This window comes from Candidatus Accumulibacter contiguus (assembly GCF_036625285.1).
GTDB classification, from domain to species: Bacteria; Pseudomonadota; Gammaproteobacteria; order Burkholderiales; family Rhodocyclaceae; genus Accumulibacter; species Accumulibacter contiguus.
This window is the reverse complement of record NZ_JAZKUC010000001.1, coordinates 2,822,439-2,843,926: the sequence shown is the minus strand read 5'-3', so window position 1 is coordinate 2,843,926 and position 21,488 is coordinate 2,822,439. Positions and strand designations below refer to the sequence as shown.

Annotated in this window: 18 protein-coding genes; 9 read left to right on the top strand and 9 right to left on the bottom strand. The window is 63.2% G+C overall.

Annotated elements, in window-relative coordinates:
• Nucleotides 1-32: 32 nt before the first annotated feature.
• Nucleotides 33-1,268 (bottom strand): hypothetical protein, encoded by a 1,236-nt coding sequence (locus V5B59_RS13795; protein ID WP_332351969.1) that lies wholly within the window; start codon nucleotides 1,266-1,268, stop codon nucleotides 33-35.
• Between the two features lie 37 nt (nucleotides 1,269-1,305).
• On the opposite strand from V5B59_RS13795, the gene V5B59_RS13790 reads away from it, so the two are divergent.
• Nucleotides 1,306-1,563 (top strand): hypothetical protein, encoded by a 258-nt coding sequence (locus V5B59_RS13790; protein ID WP_332351968.1) that lies wholly within the window; start codon nucleotides 1,306-1,308, stop codon nucleotides 1,561-1,563.
• A gap of 13 nt (nucleotides 1,564-1,576) precedes the next feature.
• On the opposite strand, the gene V5B59_RS13785 is transcribed toward V5B59_RS13790, so the two are convergent.
• The 3 genes from V5B59_RS13785 to V5B59_RS13775 all read right to left on the bottom strand — a co-directional run bounded on the left by V5B59_RS13785 (nucleotide 1,577) and on the right by V5B59_RS13775 (nucleotide 7,544).
• Nucleotides 1,577-2,683 (bottom strand): vanadium-dependent haloperoxidase, encoded by a 1,107-nt coding sequence (locus V5B59_RS13785; RefSeq protein ID WP_169069203.1) that lies wholly within the window; start codon nucleotides 2,681-2,683, stop codon nucleotides 1,577-1,579.
• Entirely contained in the window at nucleotides 2,684-6,856 is a 4,173-nt protein-coding gene (locus V5B59_RS13780; protein WP_332351967.1) for an Ig-like domain-containing protein, read from the bottom strand. It abuts the gene before it with no gap.
• Nucleotides 6,857-6,980: 124 nt separating this feature from the next.
• The gene (locus V5B59_RS13775; protein ID WP_169069200.1) at nucleotides 6,981-7,544 is read right to left on the bottom strand and encodes a hypothetical protein; all 564 of its coding nucleotides are present in this window, start codon (nucleotides 7,542-7,544) and stop codon (nucleotides 6,981-6,983) included.
• A 295-nt stretch (nucleotides 7,545-7,839) separates the two neighbouring features.
• Here V5B59_RS13775 and V5B59_RS13770 point away from each other — a divergent pair, with 295 nt between their 5' ends.
• From V5B59_RS13770 to V5B59_RS13760, 3 genes are all read left to right on the top strand, one after another.
• On the top strand, nucleotides 7,840-8,517 hold the full coding sequence (locus tag V5B59_RS13770; protein ID WP_248594642.1) for an Rpn family recombination-promoting nuclease/putative transposase: 678 nt from the start codon (nucleotides 7,840-7,842) through the stop codon (nucleotides 8,515-8,517).
• A 342-nt stretch (nucleotides 8,518-8,859) separates the two neighbouring features.
• The gene (locus V5B59_RS13765; protein ID WP_169069199.1) at nucleotides 8,860-9,087 is read left to right on the top strand and encodes a hypothetical protein; all 228 of its coding nucleotides are present in this window, start codon (nucleotides 8,860-8,862) and stop codon (nucleotides 9,085-9,087) included.
• The gene (locus V5B59_RS13760) at nucleotides 9,087-9,602 is read left to right on the top strand and encodes a hypothetical protein (RefSeq protein ID WP_169069198.1); all 516 of its coding nucleotides are present in this window, start codon (nucleotides 9,087-9,089) and stop codon (nucleotides 9,600-9,602) included. Before V5B59_RS13765 ends, V5B59_RS13760 begins: the two co-directional genes overlap by 1 nt.
• Before the next feature lie 79 nt (nucleotides 9,603-9,681).
• On the opposite strand, the gene V5B59_RS13755 is transcribed toward V5B59_RS13760, so the two are convergent.
• From V5B59_RS13755 to V5B59_RS13740, 4 genes are all read right to left on the bottom strand, one after another.
• Entirely contained in the window at nucleotides 9,682-10,215 is a 534-nt protein-coding gene (locus V5B59_RS13755) for a hypothetical protein (RefSeq protein WP_169069197.1), read from the bottom strand.
• Between the two features lie 159 nt (nucleotides 10,216-10,374).
• Complete coding sequence (locus V5B59_RS13750) at nucleotides 10,375-11,865, bottom strand: sensor histidine kinase (RefSeq protein WP_248594641.1); 1,491 nt, start codon at nucleotides 11,863-11,865, stop codon at nucleotides 10,375-10,377.
• Nucleotides 11,834-12,514: a response regulator transcription factor gene (locus V5B59_RS13745; RefSeq protein ID WP_169069196.1), complete on the bottom strand. Its 681-nt coding sequence runs from the start codon at nucleotides 12,512-12,514 to the stop codon at nucleotides 11,834-11,836. Before V5B59_RS13745 ends, V5B59_RS13750 begins: the two co-directional genes overlap by 32 nt.
• Nucleotides 12,515-12,866: 352 nt before the next feature.
• Entirely contained in the window at nucleotides 12,867-14,030 is a 1,164-nt protein-coding gene (locus V5B59_RS13740) for a M20 aminoacylase family protein (RefSeq protein WP_169069195.1), read from the bottom strand.
• Nucleotides 14,031-14,677: 647 nt separating this feature from the next.
• Here V5B59_RS13740 and rapZ point away from each other — a divergent pair.
• Nucleotides 14,678-15,556 (top strand): RNase adapter RapZ, encoded by an 879-nt coding sequence (rapZ, locus tag V5B59_RS13735; protein WP_034914081.1) that lies wholly within the window; start codon nucleotides 14,678-14,680, stop codon nucleotides 15,554-15,556.
• Nucleotides 15,556-15,924: a NusG domain II-containing protein gene (locus tag V5B59_RS13730; protein ID WP_169069194.1), complete on the top strand. Its 369-nt coding sequence runs from the start codon at nucleotides 15,556-15,558 to the stop codon at nucleotides 15,922-15,924. The genes rapZ and V5B59_RS13730 overlap by 1 nt, the downstream gene beginning before the upstream one ends.
• 226 nt (nucleotides 15,925-16,150) lie before the next feature.
• On the opposite strand, the gene V5B59_RS13725 is transcribed toward V5B59_RS13730, so the two are convergent.
• Nucleotides 16,151-17,062: a LysR family transcriptional regulator gene (locus V5B59_RS13725; protein ID WP_169069193.1), complete on the bottom strand. Its 912-nt coding sequence runs from the start codon at nucleotides 17,060-17,062 to the stop codon at nucleotides 16,151-16,153.
• 114 nt (nucleotides 17,063-17,176) lie between these two features.
• Between V5B59_RS13725 and V5B59_RS13720 the strand changes: the two genes are divergently transcribed.
• The 3 genes from V5B59_RS13720 to tkt all read left to right on the top strand — a co-directional run bounded on the left by V5B59_RS13720 (nucleotide 17,177) and on the right by tkt (nucleotide 21,393).
• Entirely contained in the window at nucleotides 17,177-18,259 is a 1,083-nt protein-coding gene (locus tag V5B59_RS13720; protein ID WP_332351966.1) for a class 1 fructose-bisphosphatase, read from the top strand.
• A gap of 50 nt (nucleotides 18,260-18,309) precedes the next feature.
• A complete protein-coding gene (locus V5B59_RS13715; RefSeq protein WP_169069192.1) occupies nucleotides 18,310-19,185 on the top strand; it encodes a phosphoribulokinase in 876 nt (291 codons plus the stop codon).
• Between the two features lie 174 nt (nucleotides 19,186-19,359).
• Nucleotides 19,360-21,393: a transketolase gene (gene tkt, locus V5B59_RS13710; RefSeq protein WP_034915390.1), complete on the top strand. Its 2,034-nt coding sequence runs from the start codon at nucleotides 19,360-19,362 to the stop codon at nucleotides 21,391-21,393.
• Nucleotides 21,394-21,488 lie beyond the last annotated feature (95 nt).

Genomic DNA, 21,488 nt, shown 5'->3' with positions numbered 1-21,488 from the left:
GCATAAGCATTGACATGGCAGTTCCTTATTCTTCATGAACTTAGTGTTTTTTCCGGCGATCTACAACTCAGCTTTCCATACTGTTTGCCAGTATTTCGGAATAGAAAAGGATGTCCAAGAAGGGTGCGCCATTTGGAAACTTGTTTGCAAATCAGTAACTTATATAAAATTCCCCACATGATATCCGAGTGTCTTCGCCCTGATATTGCTCCCGCCGTCCCCGGGTTAACGCCGAACGAATGAGTGCCTAAAGTTGTCGCCCAACTGGCGATAGCGGACGCAACCGAAAGAGCACGCGAACTGACTCCTGCACTTGCGACGCTCAATCCATCCGCAGCAACACTGAAGACCGCACCAAATGCCAGCGGAACAGCGTGAAGCAAGTTCTTAAGGCGGTCAGTTGGGTCCACGCACGGCTGCCCATACTCCAGCGTGTAAACAAAGCCGGCAGGCGTCACCCCATGCCACCCCGGCTTGGTAATTCCCATCCCCGGATCTGTCGTCACCGACAACCCATCGGCCGACACTGTCGCCGTCCCCTCGATCACCAACTTCCCTGTCGTGTGATCAAAGCTCAGGAAGTTCAACTTCGTCCCCGGCGCCGCGTCGAAGACATTCGGGAACGTAATCTCCAGCGGCGTCGCGAACGCCGCCACTCCCGGCGCCTGGATCGTGATATCCAAGGTATGCTGCAACACTCCCGGCGGCGGCATGTCTCTCACCAGCTCCGGCGGCACCGTGCTGATGCCGACCTGGCCGCTGGTCATCACGTTGCCGTCGGCATCGATAAGCGTCCCCGGCTGCACTTCGAGCTTCAACTGCACGCGCTGCTCGTCGGTCAGGTTCGGCGCCGACACCGCATCGACGCCGACCTCGGTATTCTCGGTGTTACTCACGCTCTGCAGGATCGCCGTCTGCAAGCGTGGCAGATAGACTTCCTGCCGGTCCTCGTTGGCCGCCATCGCATCATGCGTGCCCATGCTGCCCATGACGGTGTTGTCGTAACCGACCTCGATCGTCAGATCCATCACCATCTCGGGGTAGAAACTCCCCGCCGGCGTGTTGGTCGCCGTGCGCCCGTCGACCGCCAGCTTGACATCGCCGGCCGGCAACTGGTCGAGGTGGAAATAGCCATTGGCGTCGGTGTAGACGACGTGGCCCTCCAACCCCAGGATGTAGACCTTCGCGCCGGCGATCGGATGCAGGAAGACATCATCAGCGGTGTGCAGCGCCCCGTCGGCGCCGGCGCGGATGTCGTCGAAGGTCATCGGCTTCAGGTCGTCGCCGGGATCGAGCAGTCGGCCGGTGATCGTCGTCCCGGCGATCGGCGTGACGCTGACCGTCGTGAAGCGGGTGGTGAGCGTGCCGCCGGCGGTACCGTCGCCGTCGCCGTCGGCGTCGAGCGCCTGGCCGTCGCCGGCCAGAATGCCGTCGCCGACGACGTGGATCGTGATCGTCGACGCCCCCGGCAGCGGGTCTTTCAGGAACAGCCAGGCGAAGCGGCCATCGGCGGCCGCAACGATCGTCGCCGCGAGCTTCGCGCCGGTGGTGTCGGTGGCGTAGAAGGTGCTGTCGGTCAGCGTCGTGACATCGACCGGCCGCGAGAAGAAGACCTGCGGCTTGAACGTCGCGCCGACCTCATCGGCGTCGTGCGGGTGATCGTCAACGGGATCGACTCGGGCAGCGTCAGGTTCAGCGTGCTGACCGCGCGGTGGCCGGCGGCGTCGAGCGCCGCGAGGGTCAGCGTGTGTGCGCCGACGCCGAGCGACGAGAGATCGAGGGCGCTGTCGAACTGCCCGCTCGCGGGATCGAACGAGACCGGGTTCGTCCGGCCGCCGTCGAAAGCGTAGGCGAGACTGACCAGCGTCGACCCGGTCGGGTCGGCGGTTCCCGTGAGCCGCGAGGCGGTGCTCAGCGTGTCGCCGTCGGCGAGACTGGTCAGCGCGATCGTCGGCGCACGGGTATCGAGGATGAAACTGAAGGTGAGCGGCGCGCTGGCGTTGCCGCGCGCGTCGCTGGCGCTGAGCGTCAGCGTATGCACGCCATCGGCCGAGCCGTCGAGCGCGAAGGTCGTCGTCACGCCGAAGCGGCCGTCGGCGTCGAAGGCGATCGCCGCCGGCATCGCGTCGTCGAACGCACCCTGCAGCGCGGCGACACCGGAGAGCGCGTCGAGCACCCGGCCGCCGACGGTGACGTTGCTGCCGGTGACGAGCCCGTCGGAGGGATCGAGCAGCAGCTTCGGCGCCTGCGTGTCGGTGCGGCTGGCAAAGGTGTCGAGGACCTTCTGCCCGAGCGCGCGACCGGCAGCCAGCCCGGCCTGGTTGGCATACTCGAAGTGAATGCCGCCGTAGATGCGGCTCCTGCCGGCTTCCTCGGCGGCGTCATGGACGCTGACAAAGCTGCGCTCGACACCGGGAAGTCCCTGCGAGCTGATGGTGAAGGCGGTGCTCGCGCCGAAAGCGCTGGCGAGCACCGTCTCGGCGGCGCCGCTGTAGGTCGAGTGGCCGGAGACGTATTCGGGGAAGGGCGGCGTGATCAGGAGCGAGGTCCACGCGGCGTCGGCGGCGGTGGCGTCGTTGCCGTCGCTGTCGGCTTCGCGGATGGCGGTGATCGGCCGCCAAGCGGTGTAATGGTACTTGGCGTCCCAGGCCGCGATCGAGGCGTCGGCCAGCGCGACATTCAACTACGCGAAGAGGCGCGCGTTGGCGGCCAGGCTGTTGCCCTGCGCCGTCGCCAGCGTCGCGGCGATGCGGTTCCAGTGACCGGGCGGCGTGTCGGTGCCGGCGCCGTCGGCCCAGAAGCGCGCGATCTCGGTCTGCTCGCCGCTGCGCGTGCTGCCGCTGGCGCTGCCGAGCGCCTTGACCTCGGCGAAGTCAGTCGTGTAGGTCGCCGAATCGAGCGCCGGAGGCGGCGCCGGGCGGAATTCACTCGGGCTGCTCATCGCAAAAGGCTGCAGGTCGGCCCACTGCGGCAGCAGCGCGACGGCGTAGGTCGGCGCGGTCTCCTGCCACTGGCCGGGGGCGGTCGAGCCGGTGAAGTCGACGAAGTCGTCGAAGCCGTCGCCGCGGCGCAGCGCGATGATGTCGTCGGCGATCGCGCGGCCGAGCGCGATGCCGTCGTTCTTTGTGGCGCCGTCGGCGATGCCGGCCAGCGCGCTGGCGAGCGCGGTGTCGAAACTCGCCTGCTGCCCCAGGTAGAGGTAGGCGAGCACGCGCTGCGCGGCGGCGGCGATGGCCGCGTCGATCGACGCGCCGGCCGGCGCACGGCGGCTGACATAAAAGCCGGGCGTGCCCTCGAAGGCGTTGACCGTGTCGAGCACGGCGATGCTGAGCATCGCCAGAGCGCGCGTCGCGACCGGCGGCGCGCTGGCGTCGAGGCGGATCGCCGACAGTGCGATGGCGTCCCACTGCAGCACGGCGTCGCTGCTCGCCTGGCTGGCGCTGCGGTGGAGCACGAGTCTGGTCTCGGCCGCGTTGCCGGCGGCGTCGATCGCGCGCAGCGTGAAGGCGTTGTCGCCGAGCGTCAGCGCGACATCGGGCAGGAAGAAACTGCCCTGGTTATTGACGACGACACTGCTGCTACCGCTGGTGCCACTGTCGACGAGCAGCAGGTCGCTATTGGCTTCGCCGGTGCCGACGAGTGTGACGCGCGCGGCTTCGGTGTCGCCATCACCGAGGGTGCCGGTGTCGGAAGCCGGCGAGAGGCCGAAGGTCGGCGCTGCCGGGGCCTGTGTGTCGAGCGTGAACGCGACGCTGGTCGTCGTGGCGTTGCCGGCGGCATCCTCGGCCACGAGGTGCAGCGTGTAGTCGCCGTCGGGCAGCGCGCCGCCGTGGATTTCGGTCAGGCGCGCGGCGGAAAGCGTGAAGTGGCCGTCGGCCTGGAGCGTATCGAGGATGCTGACGAGGTCGGCCGGGTCGCTGCCGAAACCGGCATGCAGGACGGTGAGCGCGTGGTCGTCGGTCGCGGTGCCGGTGATCGTCGCGTCACGGGTGAGGCCGTCGTCGGCACGGCGGCCGGTATCGGCGAGCAGCGTGGCGGCCAGCGTCGGCGGGGTGTGGTCTTCGACCGGCGGCTTGACGCGCGTGACGGTCAGATCGCCGGCCGTGGTATTGCCGGCGAGGTCGCTGAGGACGAGGGCAAAGGCGTTGTCGCCAAGCGCCAGCGGCAGGTCGGCGAAGCGGAAGGCGCCGGTCGCGTCGGCGGTCGTCGACAGGCCGCTGCCGCTGAGAGCGACGGCGGTGCCGGGCTCGCTCTGGCCGAGCAGCGTCGCGATGTCGGCGCTGGTCTCGCGGTCGCCGGGCGTGCCGGTGTCGGAGGCGGGGTCGAGCGTGAAGCTCGCCAGTGCAGGCGGTGTGGTATCGAGCGTGAAGGCGAGGTCGACCTCGCGGCTGTTGCCGGCCGCGTCGCCGGCGACGAGACGCAGCGTGTAGCTGCCGTCGGGCAGCGCCCCGCCGTGGATTTCGGTCAGGCGCGCGGCGGAAAGCGTGAAGTGGCCATCGGCCTGGACGGTGTCGAGGATGCTGACGAAGCCGGCCGGGTCGCTGCCGAAGCCGGCGCGCAGGCGCGTGACGCCGCGGTCGTCGCTGACCGTGCCGGTGATCGTCGCGTCGCGGGTGATGCCGTCGTCGGCACGGCGGCCGGTATCGGCGAGCAGCGCAGCGGCCAGCGTCGGTGCGGTGGTGTCGTCGACCGGCGGCTTGACGCGCGTGACGGTCAGATCGCCGGCGGTGGTATTGCCGGCGAGGTCGCTGAGGACGATGGCAAAAGCGTTGTCGCCAAGGGCCAGCGGCAGGTCGGCGAAGCGGAAGGCGCCGGTCGCGTCGGCGGTCGTCGACAGGCCGCTGCCGGTGAGAGCGACGGCGGTGCCGGGCTCGCTCTGGCCGAGCAGCGTTGCGATGTCGGCGCTGGTCTCGCGGTCGCCGGGCGTGCCGGTGTCGGACGCGGGGTCGAGCGTGAAGCTCGCCAGTGTGGGCGGTGCGGTGTCGAGCGTGAAGGCGAGGTCGACGGGGGCCGAGGCGTTGCCGGCGGCGTCGGCGGCGACCAGGCGGACGCGGTGCGCGCCGTCGGCCAGCGTGCCGCCGGCGAGCGCGTCGAGCAGCGCTGGCGTCAGCACGAAGCGGCCGTCGGGCTGCAGGGCGCTGCTCAGGTCGCTGAGGTCGCCGAGCGGTGGCGTGCCGGCGAGGTCGAGCGCCGCCAGCAGGCGCGTCACGCCAGCGGCGTCGCTGGCCTGGCCACCGAGGCTCGCGTCGCGCGTGATGCGGTCGCTCGTCGAGGTGCCGCTGTCGTTCACAAGCGCGGCGGTGAGCGTCGGCGCGCTGCGGTCGGGCGGCGTGCTCGCCAGCTCGCTGAGGCTTGCCGGGCTGCGCAGGACACCGTTGATGCGCACGCTGGCCGGGAAGGCCGGGGCGCTGATCTGGGTGTCGCCGGTGAGCCGGCCGCCGACCAGCAGTTCCTGCACGCGGTTCGTGCTCGTCCCGAGTTGCTGGTCGTCGCCGTCACGGTAGCGGCCATTGTGCGGGTCGACGCCGATGACGATCAGGCTGTCGTCGATGTCGCCGCTGACGCGCAGGCGGGCGAGGGTGCCGGCGCCGAAGTGATCGGCGGCGTCGCCGCTGCCGCCGATCACGGCGTCGCTGCCGAGGTTGGCGCCGATGCGCACGCTCATCGCCTTGAGGCTGCCGCCGACCTGCAGGAGCTGCAGCGCGCTGGCGGCGAACTGGCCGGAAGCGTCGCCGCGAATGACGAGCTGGGTCAGCGGACTGCTGATGTTGGCGCGCCAGTCGGCACGCGTGCTCTCGCCGCTGATGCTGTTGGCGCGGCCGTTGACCGACCACAGGCCGCCGATTGTGCCGCCGATCTGTGCCGAGCCGAGGACGAAACCACTCACCCCGCTGCCCGTCAGGCGCAGATCGCCGAGGGCGTCACGGCTGACGTTGAGGCTGGCGAGACTGTTGCCCTCGAGACGGGCGCCGGCGGCGATGTCGCCGAGGTTCAGGGTGTTCACGGTGGCAAAGCGCGCGACGCCGGTCAGGCTGGCGATCGGCGCGGCGAGACTGCCGAGCGGGCTGTCGGCGTTGAGGCCGGTCAGCGTGATGCGGCCGTCGCCGCCGCTGCCGGTGAGATCGATGCGCGTGCCGGCGTCGGTGCCGCTGAGACTCAGCTCGTAGCCGCTGCCGTTCGGCGTCAGGCGGGCGATGCCGGGGCCGGCGATCGTCAGGCGCAAGTCGGTGCCGTCGGCGTCGGTGAGGTCGAGTGCCGGCACCGGTGCGCGGCCGGGCAGTTGGCCGACGGCGAAGTCGAGGGTCAGCGGCGAACTGGCGATCGACTGGTTGTTGGTTTCGTCGCTCTCGGCGATGGCGTTGTCGGGATCGATGACGCCGATCAGGGTGTAGCGTCCGGGTTGGGCGATGGCGCGCGCGTCGAGGCGGACGGTGATGGGGTTGCTGCCCGGGTTCAGGCTGTCGGGGGCAAGGTCGGTCTGGCCGACCAGGGTGTCGTCGGCGTCGAGGACGCTGTCGGGGGAGGCGTAAAACTGGATGCGCACCGGGTTCACGAGCGGCTCGCTGTCGGGGCGATGGACGGTGAAGTGGGCGCTGATGGCGTCGCTGGGGACGGCCGAGGCGAAGGCGTCGTGGCTGAGGCTGCCGCCGACGAGGTCGGCCGAGAGGAGGAGGCGCGGTTCGAGGAGTTCGAAGTGCAGGCCGGCACCCGGTGCCGGCGGCGCCGGCTTTCTTGCCCAGAGCGCGCGCTGGTGCTGCAGCCAGCCGGTGAGCCAGCGATCGAGGCGGCGGAGAAGCGAAAAGAGCAGCACGCTGATGCGCCGCCGGCCGTGGACTGTCTTGCGAAGCGGACTCATGCGGTGACTCCTCTGGGTGGCGGCCGGCAGCGAGCGCGTGATGGCGATCTCGCGGAGGGCTCCGCGCGTGGACGATGACGAGAGAAGACTTGCGGCCGGTGCGGGAGCGGCCGCGGCCGCGGTTTCAGGTGCGGCGCTGGCGCCGGGCGAGCAGGGCCAGCGCGCCGGCGACGAGCAGCAGGCCGCCGGGTTCGGGCAGGCCGGGCGCGGCGAGCGGCGAGCTGCTTCCGCGGTCGATGACGTTGAAGCCGTCGTCGAGGATCTCGAAGTCCTGGGCGCCGGGACTACCTGTCCCCAGCCAGGTGAATTCGAGCGTGAAGGGCAGCTTAAGCGGGCTGGTCGCAACGAGGGCGGTGAGGCCGAGCAGGCCGTCGGCGGGGAAGCGGGGGTCGGGGGCGGTGATCAGGCTGGACCAGATGGCAGGATCCCAGACGGCCGGATCCGGAGGTGCGCTGAAAGCGAGGTCGGCATAGCCGTCGGCGGGGTAGAGCAGATTGACGCTAGCGAAGGCACCGAAGCGGCCGCTCAACTGGTACTGGTACGACCAGCGGTCCTGCCCGGCAACGAGGTCGGGAAGGTTGCTGGCGGCGTACTCCAGGATGACGGCCTGCACCGGTCCGCCCAGCGGCAGACCCGTCCAGGCCAGCAGGCGCCACAGGAAACCTTGCCTGAACATCCGCTTGAACATCTTGTTTCTCCCCCGGTTTGTTCGCTTTGGACCTTGCCTCCGGGGGTGACCATAGCATCTGAAGGTGGTTTGTTGAATCACCCGAAAGAGTGATTTTTGCTTGGGCGAAGGCGACTGTTGGTAGGATTTCAGCCAGCCGAGACGCCCCTCTCCAGGAGGGGCGAGGTAGGCGCAGATCTCGGCGCCGGCAACGGTTGTTCGAGGCTTGGCGGGGTCCGGGGACATGATTCTGCGCTGGAGGCGGGCCGATGCAGGCGGCCGGATGTCCTGACCGTCCTGGTCCTGCTACCATTACATGGCCCTGCGCATGATGGTCTATCGGGGACTGCTCTATCAGGATCTGGTCAAGCGCGGTGAGGTCCTGGCCGACGGGCGCCTGCCGCCAGTCCTGCCCATCGTCCTCTACAACGGTAGCCAGCGCTGGTCGGCGGTGACCGATGTGTTCGACCTGATCCCGCCGGTACCGGGGCTGGTCGAGCAGTTCAAGCCGCGGCTGAAATACCTGTTGATCGACGAGAACGCCTGGACCGACAGCGAGTTGGCCTCGCTCAAGAACCTCGTCGCGGCCGTCTTCCGGATCGAACACCCGGCGTCGCCGGCTGCCATAGGTGGATTGCTGAGCCTGCTCGACGAGTGGCTGACCGAGCGGCCCGACCTGCGCCGGATGTTCGCTCTCTGGATCCGCGCGACATTGATGCGCAAGGCCGAATACCGTATCGTGTTGCCTCAGATTGATGATCTACAGGAGCTGAATGTCATGTTGGCGGAACGACTCGAAGAATGGGCGCATGCCTACAAGGCCGAGGGTGAAGCGCTGGCGCTGCAAAAGCTGCTCAAGAAGCGCTTTGGTGCCGTCCCGTCGGATGTCCTGGCGAAGATCTCCGCGGCTTCCCTCGAGCAGATTGACGCGTGGCTCGATCAGGTGCTTGATGCCGAGAGTCTGGACGACATCATTGGAACCACCGCAGGCTGAAGCCGCGCGTCTCTCCCCAGGAGCGTTTCGATCCATTCGTTCAGCATCCACAAGCCCGGCGATCCGCCATGTGGCACGGCCAATCACTCCGGACCGGCCCATAGGTACCGCTCACATCGCTACGCGTCTGCAGTACGCGGTCGGTCACCCGGCAGGCGGACTCGTGGCGAAGGCGGCAAGGGTCTGCGCAACGGGGATAGGGGAAGGTTAATGTGAAAGTCGCGTATGCGACTCACGAATCTCCCCTCCCCACTTGCGGGGGAGGGGTCGGGGGAGAGGGAAACGGTCAGGGCTTTCATCATCCGGGGTGTCTCACCAAGCCATGACCGTTAGGAGAGAAACATGCGCACCATCGGCCACCGCAAAGAACGTCCGATCAGCTTCTCGGCTTCCGCCGCCTTCTTGGCTGAGGGGGCTCGTTTCAACGATGAAATCCACTGTCTCCCGACGGGCAAGTCGACTTTTATCCCGAAGGGTGTGTTCCGCTTCAAGACCCATGAGGACGCCAATCGCCACCAAGTGGATTGTCTGGTCCGAGGCATGGCCGCCGCCGCCCTGGCGCGTCGCTGATGGAAGAGTACAGCCGACCGGCTACCCTGGCCGACCTCAAGGCCCTGATCGGTTCGCTGAATCGGCAAGGCGCCGAGTACCTCCTGATTGGCGGCTACGCGCTGTTTGCCCATGGCTACCATCGCGCAACCACAGACATTGACGTGCTGGTCCCCGCGACCCGGCAAGCCGGAGAACGCATCAAGGAGGCCCTGATGGTATTGCCGGACCAGTCGGCGACGGACATCGATCCCGCCTGGTTCGAGGAAGGGGAGAACATCCGTGTGGCTGATGCCTTCGTCGTGGATGTCATGCTCAATGCCTGCGGTGAGACCTACGAGACGCTGGAGCCGTTTGCCGAGACGATTGATCTGGACGGCCTGCCAATCCGTACGATCAATCTCGAGGGACTGCTGCGGACAAAACAGACGACGCGGGACAAGGACGTGGCCGACCGCATCATCCTGGAGCGGGCGCTGGCGGCGCTCCGAAAGCGTTTCCCAGACAGGGCGGCCGGTCACGGGCATGAACCGTGATGCCTTCCACGGTAGCCAGCGCTGGTCGGCGGTGACCTGCCGTTGCGGCTGTCCCGCCGCCAAGCGCGCGTTGACCGTCTCAAGCTGCTCCGCCCGCTCCAGGCGCGAGCGGCGCCTCACGACCCACCAACCATCGACGACCGTACAGTGCGCGGTGGCACCGGCCTCGTGTCTGGGCTATAGTCAATCCTGGCAGGACCTTCGAGCATTTTCCTTCTCCCTCGGTGAGTTTGCCCTTCCAAGGGTACGAGATTTCGAGGATCCTGCCACTCTCCCGCAAGACTTTCACCAAGCGCAGCAGCCGGCCTTGGCCGGAATGATGATCAAGGCCCAGATGTTTTTCCTCCCACCACTTGTTCCCGCAAAAGGCTGCTTGTACCCCCAGGCAGATGACACCGCTGCGTCGCTCAGGAAGCCCCAGTTCGACAGAATGGCGACTCCAGCCAAATAGCAACTCCGCCTGGCGGGCATTGCCCTGACAATATTTCAGTGCCATCGCCGCTTCGAACGACCGACGCTCCGCTCCCAGCATCTTCGACGCCGCCTGCTTCAGGTCATCAATGGGAGACACATTCAGGAGCGGCTTGTCTGTGGAAGTGAAGGTCGTGTTCATGCGGAAAAGTCTCATCGTCACGATAGGCTACATTCTGCCATCAAGGGGGCAAGGGGGAGGCTTTCTCGGAAATCGCCTTATGGGACTACTTGTTTTTTGCCACGCTGGCGGCCGCGAGCACTGCCTTCATTGTCATCCAGCTGACGCACTTGTTGCCCATCAGGCAAAACCGGTCTGTACGGGCTCCTGGATCAAGCCCTGCGACGTTGCGCGATAGACCGGGAAGACAATTCTGGCGACACAACCGGCGGGTTCGTCGGCCTCCATGTCCCTGTTGATTGGACGCAGACTCGCTGCGGCTTGATGGACTTCGGCAATCTCGCGAACGATAGCCAATCCCAGGCCACTGCCCTCACCATCGGTGCCATCCACACGGTAAAAGCGGTCGAAAACCTTCTGGGATTCGGCATCGGAAATCCCCGGCCCGCTGTCCTCGATTTCGAGCAGGGCAAAATCGCCTTGCCCAACCACCCGCGCGGTCACCCGCCCTCCAGGGGGTGTATAGCGCAGGGCATTATCGAGCAGGTTGTTGATCATCTCGCGCAACAGAAAGGCATTGCCCAGGATGAGTACGCTACCCGCAGGCTCGTAACCCAGATCAATGCGTTTTTCAAGAGCCTGCACAACCCAGGTTTCCACGACCTCCCGTAACAAGTGATTCAGATCGAGGACCACCAGGGTCTGCTGCGAGTGCTCGCTAGCCTCCGCACGGGCCAGGGCCAGTAGCTGATCGACCAGATGCGAAGCACGGTCAGCACCGTTCAGGATCTGCCTGAGGGCGTGCCGAAGCTCTGCCGGGTCGGTCTCGCGCATCGCCAGTTGCGCCTGCGTTTTCAAACCCGTCAGCGGGGTACGCATCTGATGCGCGGCATCGGCGATGAAACGGCGTTGAGCGGTCACATTCTGTTGCATTCTTGCCAACATGGAATTGAAAGCCTCGGTCAGCGGTCGCAATTCTTCCGGGACGCGGCGCAGGGCAATCGGTGAAAGATCTGCTTCGCGGCGGGCTTCAATCCGGTCACGCAAACGTGTCAGCGGACGCAAACCTTGCGACAGACCGAACCAGACCAGGACCACGGCGAGCGGAATGATCACGAACTGCGGCAGGATGACGCTGGCGATGATCTTGTTCGCCAGTTGGGAGCGCTTTTCAGTCGTTTCCCCGACCTCAATCAGCACGCCACGCTCGGGGGGCGCCCCGGCTTCCAACAGATACAGGTAGGCAACGCGCAGGGACTGTCCGCGGTACTCGTCATCGCGGAAAAGCACTTCACTGTGCTCATTCACCAGGAGGGTGTCGAGCCGTTTCGGTACGGGCAGTTCCGGATCACCGACGATCAACTGGCCATCGGGGTCAAGCATGTGAAAATAGACGTTATCGATCTCGTCCGAGCGCAGGAAGATCTGTGCCAGATTGGGTAATGCCAACTGCGGATGCCCATCGACAAAGCTGACCTGGCGCGAGATTGCCGCAACGTGTTCGCGCAAGGACTGATCGTAGGGGAAGCTGGCCACACTGTTGGCAAAGTAGTGCGTAAACGCGATGCTGATCGGCCACACGAACAGGAGTGGGGCCAGCATCCAGTCGAGAATCTCGCCAAACAGCGAGCGCTGGATGTCAGGGTTTTCTCTCTTCCGCAGGTTTCTCAAGACAGTAGCCGAGCCCGCGCACGGTAATGATGTTGACCCCGGTGGATTCGAGCTTCTTGCGCAAGCGGTGGATATAGACCTCGATCGCGTTATGGCTGACCTCCTCACCCCAACCGCAGAGGTGATCCACCAATTGATCCTTGCTGACCAGGCGCTTTGCCCGCGACAGGAGAATTTCGAGCAGGCCCAGTTCGCGTGCCGAAAGTTCGAGCATCTCGCCATTTACCAGTGCGCAGCGGTCGGTCTGATCGAAAGTCAGTGACCCACACTGGATCATCCGCGAAGTACCCGAGGAGCGGCGGCTCAGAGCCCGCACACGAGCCTCGAGTTCAGCCAGTTCAAAGGGCTTGGCCATATAGTCGTCAGCTCCGAGATCGAGCCCTTTGACCCGATCGTCAATACCGTCAAGCGCAGTCAGAATCAATACTGGCGTCGTCGAGTTACGCGCCCGCAGACGACGCAGCACGTCCCAGCCCGGCAGCCTCGGCAGACCAAGATCGAGAATCAGCAGATCATAGGTATTGGTCAACAAGGCTGTATCAGCATCCGTACCATTGTAGGCGCAGTCGATCGCATAGCCTCCCTGGCGCAGTGATCGGCACAGGCCATCGGCAATGATTCGGTCGTCTTCAGCGAGGAGAATGCGCACGGCGTGCCGCTTTTGGTTTGACAGGCGTAAGTTGTTTGTAAGTCCCTGGCTTTAGACTATGCACGCTGTTCTCCTTTTATGGTCATGGGAGTTCTGGTTTCGGCCCGAACTCGGGGAGTGCCTGAATACTGCACCGGGTACTCCCCACCATTTTTTTCGCAGCCGGGTCTCGGCAGACTTGCCGATCCTGGGGGACGCTACCCATGGTTCACTCGTCGAGTGTAACAAAAAACACGCCTTTTCGATTCGTTCGGCAAGAGATGCGCGCCTATCCGACTGTGGCCTCCGAGGCCCGTTCAGACGCAGCGGGCGTCGAATCAGCAGCCGGGTACGCCGCAGTCAGAGCGTACGCTCACAGCACCGCCTCTACCAGCCGAACCCAGTAACTCACCCCCAACGGCAGGATCTCGTCGTTGAAATCGTAATGTGGATTGTGCAGAGTGCAACCCCCGGTGCCCGGGCCATTGCCCAGCCATACGTAGCAACCCGGCTTTTTGCGAAGCATGTAGGCAAAATCCTCGGCACCCATCGAGGGAAGTTCCTTCTCGCGCACCTGATCAGCGCCCAACAATTCGCTTGCCACACGCCGACAGACTTCCGTTTCCGCAGCACTGTTTACCGTTGGCGGATAGCGATGATCAAATTGCACCGCAATCTGCGCTCCAAAAGCACTGGCAATGCCATGACACAGCCGCTCAATCGCGCGTTCGACCAGATTCTGGGTTTCGACGTTGAAGCTGCGGATCGTACCGCGCAGAACAGCGTCATCGGGGATGACATTCCAGGCTTCGCCGGCGTGCATCTGGGTGATACTGAGCACCGCGGACTCGCAGGGATGCACGTTGCGGGCAACGACGGTTTGCAGCGCCAACATCAGATGACTGCTTGCAACCAGCGTGTCGACACCCTGATGCGGCATCGCAGCATGGCAACCCTGCCCCCGCACCGAGATTTCGAAGGTACAGGTGCCGGCCATTACCGGCCCCGGCATCACCGCCATTTCGCCGACCGGGATACCCGGCCAGTTGTGCAGACCAAATACCGCGTCCATCGGAAATTTCTCGAACAGCCCTTCGGCGATCATCACCTCGGCACCTCCCTCGGACTCCTCGGCAGGCTGAAAAATGAAGTAAACGGTACCGTCGAAATCGAGATCATCCCGGTGCTCGGCCATGTAGCGTGCGGCACCAAGCAGAATCGTCGTATGCCCGTCATGACCACAGGCATGCATGCGTCCTTCGTTTCTCGAACGGTGCGGAAAGTCGTTCTTCTCGTGCAAAGGGAGCGCATCCATGTCGGCCCTCAAACCGATGGCACGGGGACTGTTGCCCTTGCGCAGGATACCGATGACACCGGTGCTCGCCAGACCACAATCGACCTCCAGCCCGTAGCGGGTCAACTCGCGAGCCACCAGTTCAGAAGTTCGCAGCTCATTGAAGGCCAGTTCCGGGTGAGCGTGGAGGTCACGCCGAATCACCGCGAGTTCAAAGAGAAAAGGAATGTTCAGAGTTGTCATACGTTCGACCGGATCACGGGGAATGTCGAGTGTATTCCAGATCTCGTGCCAGCGCTGAAGAGCTAGGATGGCCCTGGGAAAAGTTGGTGGAAAAGCCTCGGAGTATTCGTGAACAAAGCCGGCAGGAAGCGCCTGTGGATAAGTTGTTCGATTCTGTCCACATCTTCATACCGCCTTTCTTCCATCGCAAAAATCAATCCAAGCTATTGACTTGTTGAATAATAAAAAGATATCCACAGACTTGTTGTGACTATAGTCTTTATAGTATTTGTATACAAATCTCTTTAATACAGAGCATTTGGTTCCCTGCGTTGCAGACCGCTCCCGGAATGCAAGAAGAGGGCGGAAATTCGCACCGATTCGACACCTTGCCGTGTCGCTCAGCGCATCCACGCTAACGGCCATGACTTTTCCAGGCACCCCCGATCATGAAAGTCACGGCCGTTTCCCTCTCCCCCGACCCCTCACCCGCGAGGGAGGAAGGGAGATTCGTACGTCGCATACGCGACTTTCACATTACAGAGTCTCGTCGTAGCTTGCTACACAGACCTTCCGGAGGAATATAAATTACTTTATATTCAATTACTTAAAAAACCTCTTGGAGAGTGGCTTGCTTGTTGGGTCAGGCATCCGTTATGCTTCTGGACATGCATCTCGTTCTCATCAGCGGCCTGTCCGGTTCGGGTAAATCGATCGCCCTCAAAGTACTTGAGGATGCCAACTACTACTGCGTCGACAACCTGCCTTCGCAATTGCTACAGCCGCTGGTTGGTCAACTTGAGCTGCAAGGCTACGACCAGGTCGGAGTCGTGATCGACATTCGCGGTGGCGACAGCGTGGCCATGCTTCCCTTGCAGCTGGATGCTCTGCGCGCCAACGATCTCGACCTGCAGTTCCTGTTTCTCGACGCGCAGGATGCGACGCTGATCAAGCGCTACTCTGAAACCCGGCGTCGACACCCGCTGGCCAGCGACCAGCTGACGCTGACCGAAGCCATTGCCGAAGAACGCGTTCGCCTTGCCGAGTTGACTGCACTCGGTCACCATGTCGATACCAGCGGGGTCAAGGCCAGCGCCTTACGCGAGTGGGTCCGTCAGTTCGTTACCCGGGGTCTTTCCTCAGACCCCTGCCAGGGACTGACGCTGCTGTTCGAATCATTCGGGTTCAAGCACGGCATGCCGCTTGACGCCGACCTCGTTTTTGACGTTCGTTGCCTGCCCAATCCGCATTACGATCCGATCTTGCGTCCGCTCACCGGCCGTGACGCGCCGGTCATCGATTTCCTCGAAGCGGAACCCGAAGTGCTGCGCATGCGTGACGATATCACCGGCTTCATTCGCGCCTGGTTGCCTTCCTATGTGCAGGACAGCCGCAATTATCTGACGGTGGGCATCGGTTGCACGGGTGGCCAGCATCGCTCGGTTTACTTCGCCGAATGGTTGGGGCGCGAGTTTCGCCGTTGTGCACGCGTCTTGATTCGCCACCGTGAGTTGCGTTCTCCGATGGCTGGCAGCGAAAACCCCTGATGCTCTGGGTCGGGCTGTTCAAGTCTGGCGATTGGCTGCTGGTCATCTTGGGTCTGTGTGTCTGCGCCGCATCCCTGCCTTTGGCATGGCGCGCCGGTGTCGCCGAAAAAGCCATCATCAAGCGTGCTGGCGAAGTGTTCTCTGAACTCGATCTGGCGCGCAATCGCCGCATTGAAGTTCCTGGGCCACTCGGAATGACGACGATTGTCGTCGAGCAGCGGCGGGTGCGCGTCGCTGCCGACCCGGGTCCCCGGCAATACTGCGTGCGCCAGGGTTGGCTGACACGCCCCGGCGAGATCGCCATCTGTGCACCCAATCAGGTCAGTGTCGAGATCCAGGGGGGCAGCTACGATTCGCTCTCGTACTGAAGAGGCATGCCCGCAAGACGATTTGACCGAATCATCATCCTGCCGCCAAATGGCACCACGCCTTTCTGTACAACTATAGGGTGAGTGCTGCCGCAGCTTCTTGACGAGGAAGATGAGCATCGTGACTTTCGACACCTTCAAGTTTGTCTTGATCGCGTCCACCATCTCGTCAGCACGCAAGGAAAGATGCAAATCTACTTGGCGAGTTGCAGCTTGTGCAGTCGAGTCAGACCAGCTTTCGCAGGTGGGCGGGGGCAAATTCGACTACGAAGTCCCAGAAGGCAGCCAGTGCTGGGGTCAGGTGTTTGCTCTTGTGGCGAACGATGTGCCAGCGACGCATCACGGGTGTTCCTTCGACCTTGAGAATGCTCAGGCGTCCCGCTTTCAGTTCGAGGCCGAGGGTGTGCTGGGAAATGAAGCTGATGCCAAGGCCGGCCACAACCGCCTGCTTGATCGCTTCGTTGCTGCCCATTTCCATGCCGATGCGCGGCTTGACCGAATGTTCATGAAAGAACTCCTCCATCGCCGAACGGGTGCCCGATCCCGATTCGCGGACGATCAGCATTTCGTCGGCAAGCTCCTCGACCGCCACGCTGGGCAGCCGGCTCAAGGGATGTGCAGTACTGGCGACGATTACCAGCGGATGTGGTGCAAAGGCCACCGCCACGGCGTCGAGTTCGGCTGGCGGACGGCCCATGATGGCCAGGTCGACCTCGTTGCCGGTGAGCAGGCGACTGACGGTATCGCGGTTGTCGATCAGCATCCGGATACGCACGTCGGCCTGCGTCTTGCGAAACTCGGCCAGCAATCCCGGCGCGAAATATTCGGCAGTACTGGCCACGGCGACGGCAATGCGTCCGCCCTTCAGTCCCTTCAGGGCGAGCAGCGCCTCATCCGCTTCCTTCAGCGACTGCAGAATCTGACGCGTATGGCTGAGCAGAATTTCGCCAGCCTCGGTCAGGAAGACGCGCTTGCCGATCCGTTCGAACAGCAGGGTGCCGCTGACTTCCTCGAGCTGCTTGATCTGCAGTGAGATGGCGGCGTGCGTCAGGTGCAGCTTTTCCGCCGCGCGCGCAAACGACAGATGGCTGGCGGCCACCGAGAAGATTTGAAGCTGACGGATGGTGGCATTTCTCATAGATAATGTTTTACTAAACAAAATGAACAATACGTTTAACTAGCGTTTTTGTATCAGCCCGCTAGAATCTGGACAATTCCCAGACCGACAGAATTCCTCTCCTGGAGTATCGCCATGTTATGCGGACGTACCAACGTTAACAAATTCCTGATCGAGGAACAGCGCCGTAATCCAGCGCTGGTCGGCGATTTTTCGATGCTCATCAGCGACGTCGTGCGCTCGTGCAAGGCCATTGCACAGGGCGTCTCGCGGGGGGCGCTGGCCGGCGTGCTGGGCGATGAGGGCAGTGAAAACGTCCAGGGCGAAGCCCAGAAGAAACTCGACGTGCTGGCCAACCAGGCTTTCACTCACCATTGTGAATGGGGTGGCCATCTGGCCGCGATGGCGTCGGAGGAAATGGAGGACATCTACCCGATTCCCGCTGAACATCCTCGCGGCAAGTATCTGCTGGTCTTCGACCCGCTCGATGGTTCGTCGAACATCGACGTCAACCTGTCGGTCGGCAGTATTTTTTCAGTGCTGCGTTGCCCCGAGAATTGTAGTTCCGGCGCGCCGACTGCAGAGGATTTCTTGCAGCCTGGCAGTCGCCAGGTTGCCGCTGGCTACGCACTGTACGGTCCATCGACGATGTTGGTGCTCACCGTTGGCAGCGGCGTGTATGGGTTCACACTCGATCGTAACATCGGCGAGTTCCTGCTGACGCATCCGCATCTCGTGATTTCACCGGAAACCCGCGAGTTTGCGATCAATGCTTCCAACGAGCGTTTCTGGGAGCCGCCGGTGCAACGCTACGTCAGCGAGTGTCTGGCAGGCAAGACGGGCATTCGTGGCAAGGACTTCAACATGCGCTGGGTGGCTTCGATGGTCGCTGAGGTCCATCGGATTCTGATGCGCGGCGGCGTTTTCATGTACCCGCGCGATAGCAAGGACATGTCCAAATCGGGGCGATTGCGACTGATGTACGAAGCCAATCCGATGGCGATGATCGTTGGCCAGGCCGGCGGCCTGGCATCGACCGGCAAGGAACGCATTCTCGATGTGCAGCCGACCAGCCTGCACCAGCGGGTGCCGGTCATTCTCGGTTCGCGCGACGAGGTAGAGCGCATCGAACGCTACCACCGTGAGCACGAAACCGGAGAAGATCAGCCGTACCGGTCGCCACTCTTTTCGACGCGAACCCTGTTCAGGGACGATTGAGCAGCGCCGCGAACCGGAATAACACCCTTTACGCAACGGAGCCACACCCCATGTCGATCAAAAATCCAGTCATCGCAATCACCGGTTCTTCGGGCGCCGGCACGACCTCGGTCACGCGCGCGTTCCAACACATCTTTCGGCGCGAAAAGCTCAACGCAGCGATCATCGAGGGTGACAGTTTTCATCGTTACGACCGAGAGGAGATGCGCGCAACGATGGCCGAGAAAAGCCTCACCGGCGACAACCATTTCAGCCATTTCGGACCCGAGGCCAATCTCCTGGCAGAACTTGAAGAACTGTTCCGCGAATATGGCGAGAGTGGTCGCGGCAAGAGTCGCCACTACGTGCACGACGATGTCGAGGCAAAGCTTTATGGCTCGCCACCGGGAACTTTCACAGAATGGACCGACCTGCCGCAGAGCACCGATCTGCTCTTCTATGAAGGCCTGCACGGTGCTGCCCAGACCAATGCCATCGATGTCAGTCGCCACGTGGACCTCTGTGTTGGTGTCGTGCCGATCATCAATCTCGAATGGATCCAGAAACTGCATCGCGACAAGGCGCAGCGTGGTTACTCGACCGAAGCGGTGATGGACACCATCCTGCGGCGGATGCCTGACTACATCCATTACATCTGCCCACAATTCTCCAGGACGCACGTCAATTTCCAGCGCGTGCCGACGGTCGATACCTCGAACCCCTTCATCGCGCAGGATATTCCGTCGCAGGACGAAAGCATGCTGGTGATCCGTTTCGCCAATCCCAAGGGAATCGACTTTGCCTATCTGCTGAGCATGCTGCACGATTCTTTCATGTCGCGGCCGAACATCATTGTCTGTCCCGGCGGCAAGATGGGTCTGGCCATGCAGATCATCTTCACCCCGATGATCATGCAGTTGATGGACAAGAAACGCCGTTCGCGCTGAAAGCGGCGGCATGTCGTATTGACCAAACGGTCATGACTTTGCAAGACACCCCCGATGATGAAAGTCATGACCGTTTCCCCTCTCCCCCGACCCCTCCCCCGCGAGGGGGAGGGGAGATTTGAGAGTCGCTCGCGACTTTCATAGTAAACCTGGTTCTGATTAAAGGAGATTGTCTTGCCCACCGAATCCCGAAAATTCCGCCGCCGCTGCGCCAATGCGCTGCGCTTCCTCGCCATTGACGCTGTTCAGGCTGCGAATTCCGGTCACCCCGGGATGCCGATGGGAATGGCAGACATCGCCGAGGTCCTCTGGCGCCATCACCTCAAACACAACCCGGCCAATCCCCGATGGTGTGACCGTGACCGCTTCGTGCTCTCGAACGGACATGGGTCGATGCTGATCTACGCCTTGCTGCACCTCAGCGGTTACGATCTGCCGATCGACGAATTGAAGCGCTTCCGGCAACTGCACTCAAAAACCCCTGGGCACCCCGAATTCGGCATCACCCCCGGCATTGAAACGACCACTGGACCACTCGGCCAGGGCCTTGCCAACGCAGTGGGCATGGCCCTGGCCGAAAGGCTGCTGGCCGAGACCTTCAACCGCGAAGGGCACACGATCGTCGACCACTACACCTACGCCTTTATCGGGGATGGCTGCCTGATGGAAGGCGTTTCGCATGAGGCCTGCTCGCTGGCCGGGCGCTTGTCCTTGTCCAAGCTGATCGTTTTTTACGACGACAACGATATTTCGATCGATGGTCACGTACAGCCCTGGTTTGCCGACGACACGCCAAAACGCTTCGAAGCTTACGGCTGGCGCGTGGTACCCCATTGCGACGGTCATGACGCCGATTCGATCGAGGCCGCAATCCGTATCGCCAGGACCCCAACCGGTCGGCCGACGCTGATCTGCTGCAAGACGATGATCGGTTTCGGTTCCCCGAACAAGGGGGGCACACACGATGTGCACGGCGCCCCCCTGGGTTCCGAAGAGATCGCCAATACCCGCCGCCAGCTCGAATGGCCTTTCGCCGCTTTCGAAGTGCCAGCCGACGTGCGCGCCGGCTGGAATGCAAGGGTCAGGGGAGAAGCCGCGGAATATGCCTGGGAAGCGAACTTCGCCGCCTATCGTGCCGCCTATCCCGAACTGGCCGCCGAATTCGAACGCCGGATGCGAGGGGAACTACCCGCCGACTGGCCGGAACATGTGACCGCGCTGCTCGCCCAATGGACGACCCGGACCACTGCCGTCGCCACGCGCAAGGCTTCGCAGAACGCCATCGAAGCGATTTCTCCGCTGCTGCCCGAACTGCTGGGTGGTTCGGCCGACCTGACCGGATCAAACCTGACCAACTGGAGCGGCACCCGGCCTGCGAACCGGGAGGCTGGCGGCAACTACATCCACTACGGCGTACGCGAATTCGGCATGACCGCGATCGCCAACGGCATTGCTCTGCATGGCGGCTTCATTCCCTACACGGCAACTTTCCTGGTGTTCTCGGATTATGCGCGCAATGCAATCCGTCTCGCGGCACTGATGAAGCTGCGGCAGTTGATGGTCTACACGCATGATTCGATTGGTCTTGGTGAAGATGGCCCGACGCACCAGCCGATCGAGCATGCGGCTGCGTTGCGGCTGATTCCGGGTCTCGACGTCTGGCGCCCGGCCGATGCCATGGAGACCGCGGTGGCCTGGAGCGCAGCGCTTGAGCGACACGATGGTCCCTCATGCTTCCTGTTGTCGAGGCAGAACCTGCCGGCACTGCCGCGCAGCGCCGAGCAGATGGCCAGCATCCGGCTGGGTGGCTACGTGCTGCGCGAGGCCGATGGCGGAACGCCGAGTGTCGTGCTGATCGGAACCGGCTCGGAACTCAGTCTCACCCTGGACGCCCAGGCCGTTCTCGCTCGGGAAGGAATCGCTGCGCGCGTCGTCGCCATGCCCTGTACCCAACGCTTCGATCTGCAACCCCTGGCTTACCGCCAGACGGTGCTGCCGCCATCGATCCCGTTACTTGCGGTCGAAGCCGGACATCCCGATCTGTGGTGGAAGTACGTCGGGCCAAACGGTGCCGTGATCGGTATCGACCGCTTCGGAGAATCGGCGCCAGCCGCCGAACTCTACGAATTCTTCGGTATCCATGTCGCGAATATCGTCGCGCAGGCGCGTCGTCTGAGCGCATCGGCACCCATTGTCCGCTGCCAGTGACGGCCCCTCGGCAGTACGGGGCGCACCGGCGGGCGCTTGCCCGAGACCATGATGCCTGACTCGCACGGGGTGGGTCGCGTGCCCCCCCGTAGCCG

Excerpts from the sequence above, each read along its gene's own strand:
- V5B59_RS13780 (WP_332351967.1), bottom strand. The coding sequence starts at position 6,856 with ATGAGTCCGCTTCGCAAGACAGTCCACGGCCGGCGGCGCATCAGCGTG.
- V5B59_RS13755 (WP_169069197.1), bottom strand. The coding sequence starts at position 10,215 with ATGAACACGACCTTCACTTCCACAGACAAGCCGCTCCTGAATGTGTCT.
- V5B59_RS13730 (WP_169069194.1), top strand. The coding sequence starts at position 15,556 with ATGCTCTGGGTCGGGCTGTTCAAGTCTGGCGATTGGCTGCTGGTCATC.
- V5B59_RS13795 (WP_332351969.1), bottom strand. The coding sequence starts at position 1,268 with ATGACCTTCGACGACATCCGCGCCGGCGCCGACGGGGCGCTGCACACC.
- V5B59_RS13770 (WP_248594642.1), top strand. The coding sequence starts at position 7,840 with ATGGCCCTGCGCATGATGGTCTATCGGGGACTGCTCTATCAGGATCTG.
- V5B59_RS13720 (WP_332351966.1), top strand. The coding sequence starts at position 17,177 with ATGTTATGCGGACGTACCAACGTTAACAAATTCCTGATCGAGGAACAG.
- V5B59_RS13725 (WP_169069193.1), bottom strand. The coding sequence starts at position 17,062 with ATGAGAAATGCCACCATCCGTCAGCTTCAAATCTTCTCGGTGGCCGCC.
- rapZ (WP_034914081.1), top strand. The coding sequence starts at position 14,678 with ATGCATCTCGTTCTCATCAGCGGCCTGTCCGGTTCGGGTAAATCGATC.
- V5B59_RS13760 (WP_169069198.1), top strand. The coding sequence starts at position 9,087 with ATGGAAGAGTACAGCCGACCGGCTACCCTGGCCGACCTCAAGGCCCTG.
- V5B59_RS13775 (WP_169069200.1), bottom strand. The coding sequence starts at position 7,544 with ATGTTCAAGCGGATGTTCAGGCAAGGTTTCCTGTGGCGCCTGCTGGCC.
- V5B59_RS13740 (WP_169069195.1), bottom strand. The coding sequence starts at position 14,030 with ATGACAACTCTGAACATTCCTTTTCTCTTTGAACTCGCGGTGATTCGG.
- V5B59_RS13715 (WP_169069192.1), top strand. The coding sequence starts at position 18,310 with ATGTCGATCAAAAATCCAGTCATCGCAATCACCGGTTCTTCGGGCGCC.
- V5B59_RS13765 (WP_169069199.1), top strand. The coding sequence starts at position 8,860 with ATGCGCACCATCGGCCACCGCAAAGAACGTCCGATCAGCTTCTCGGCT.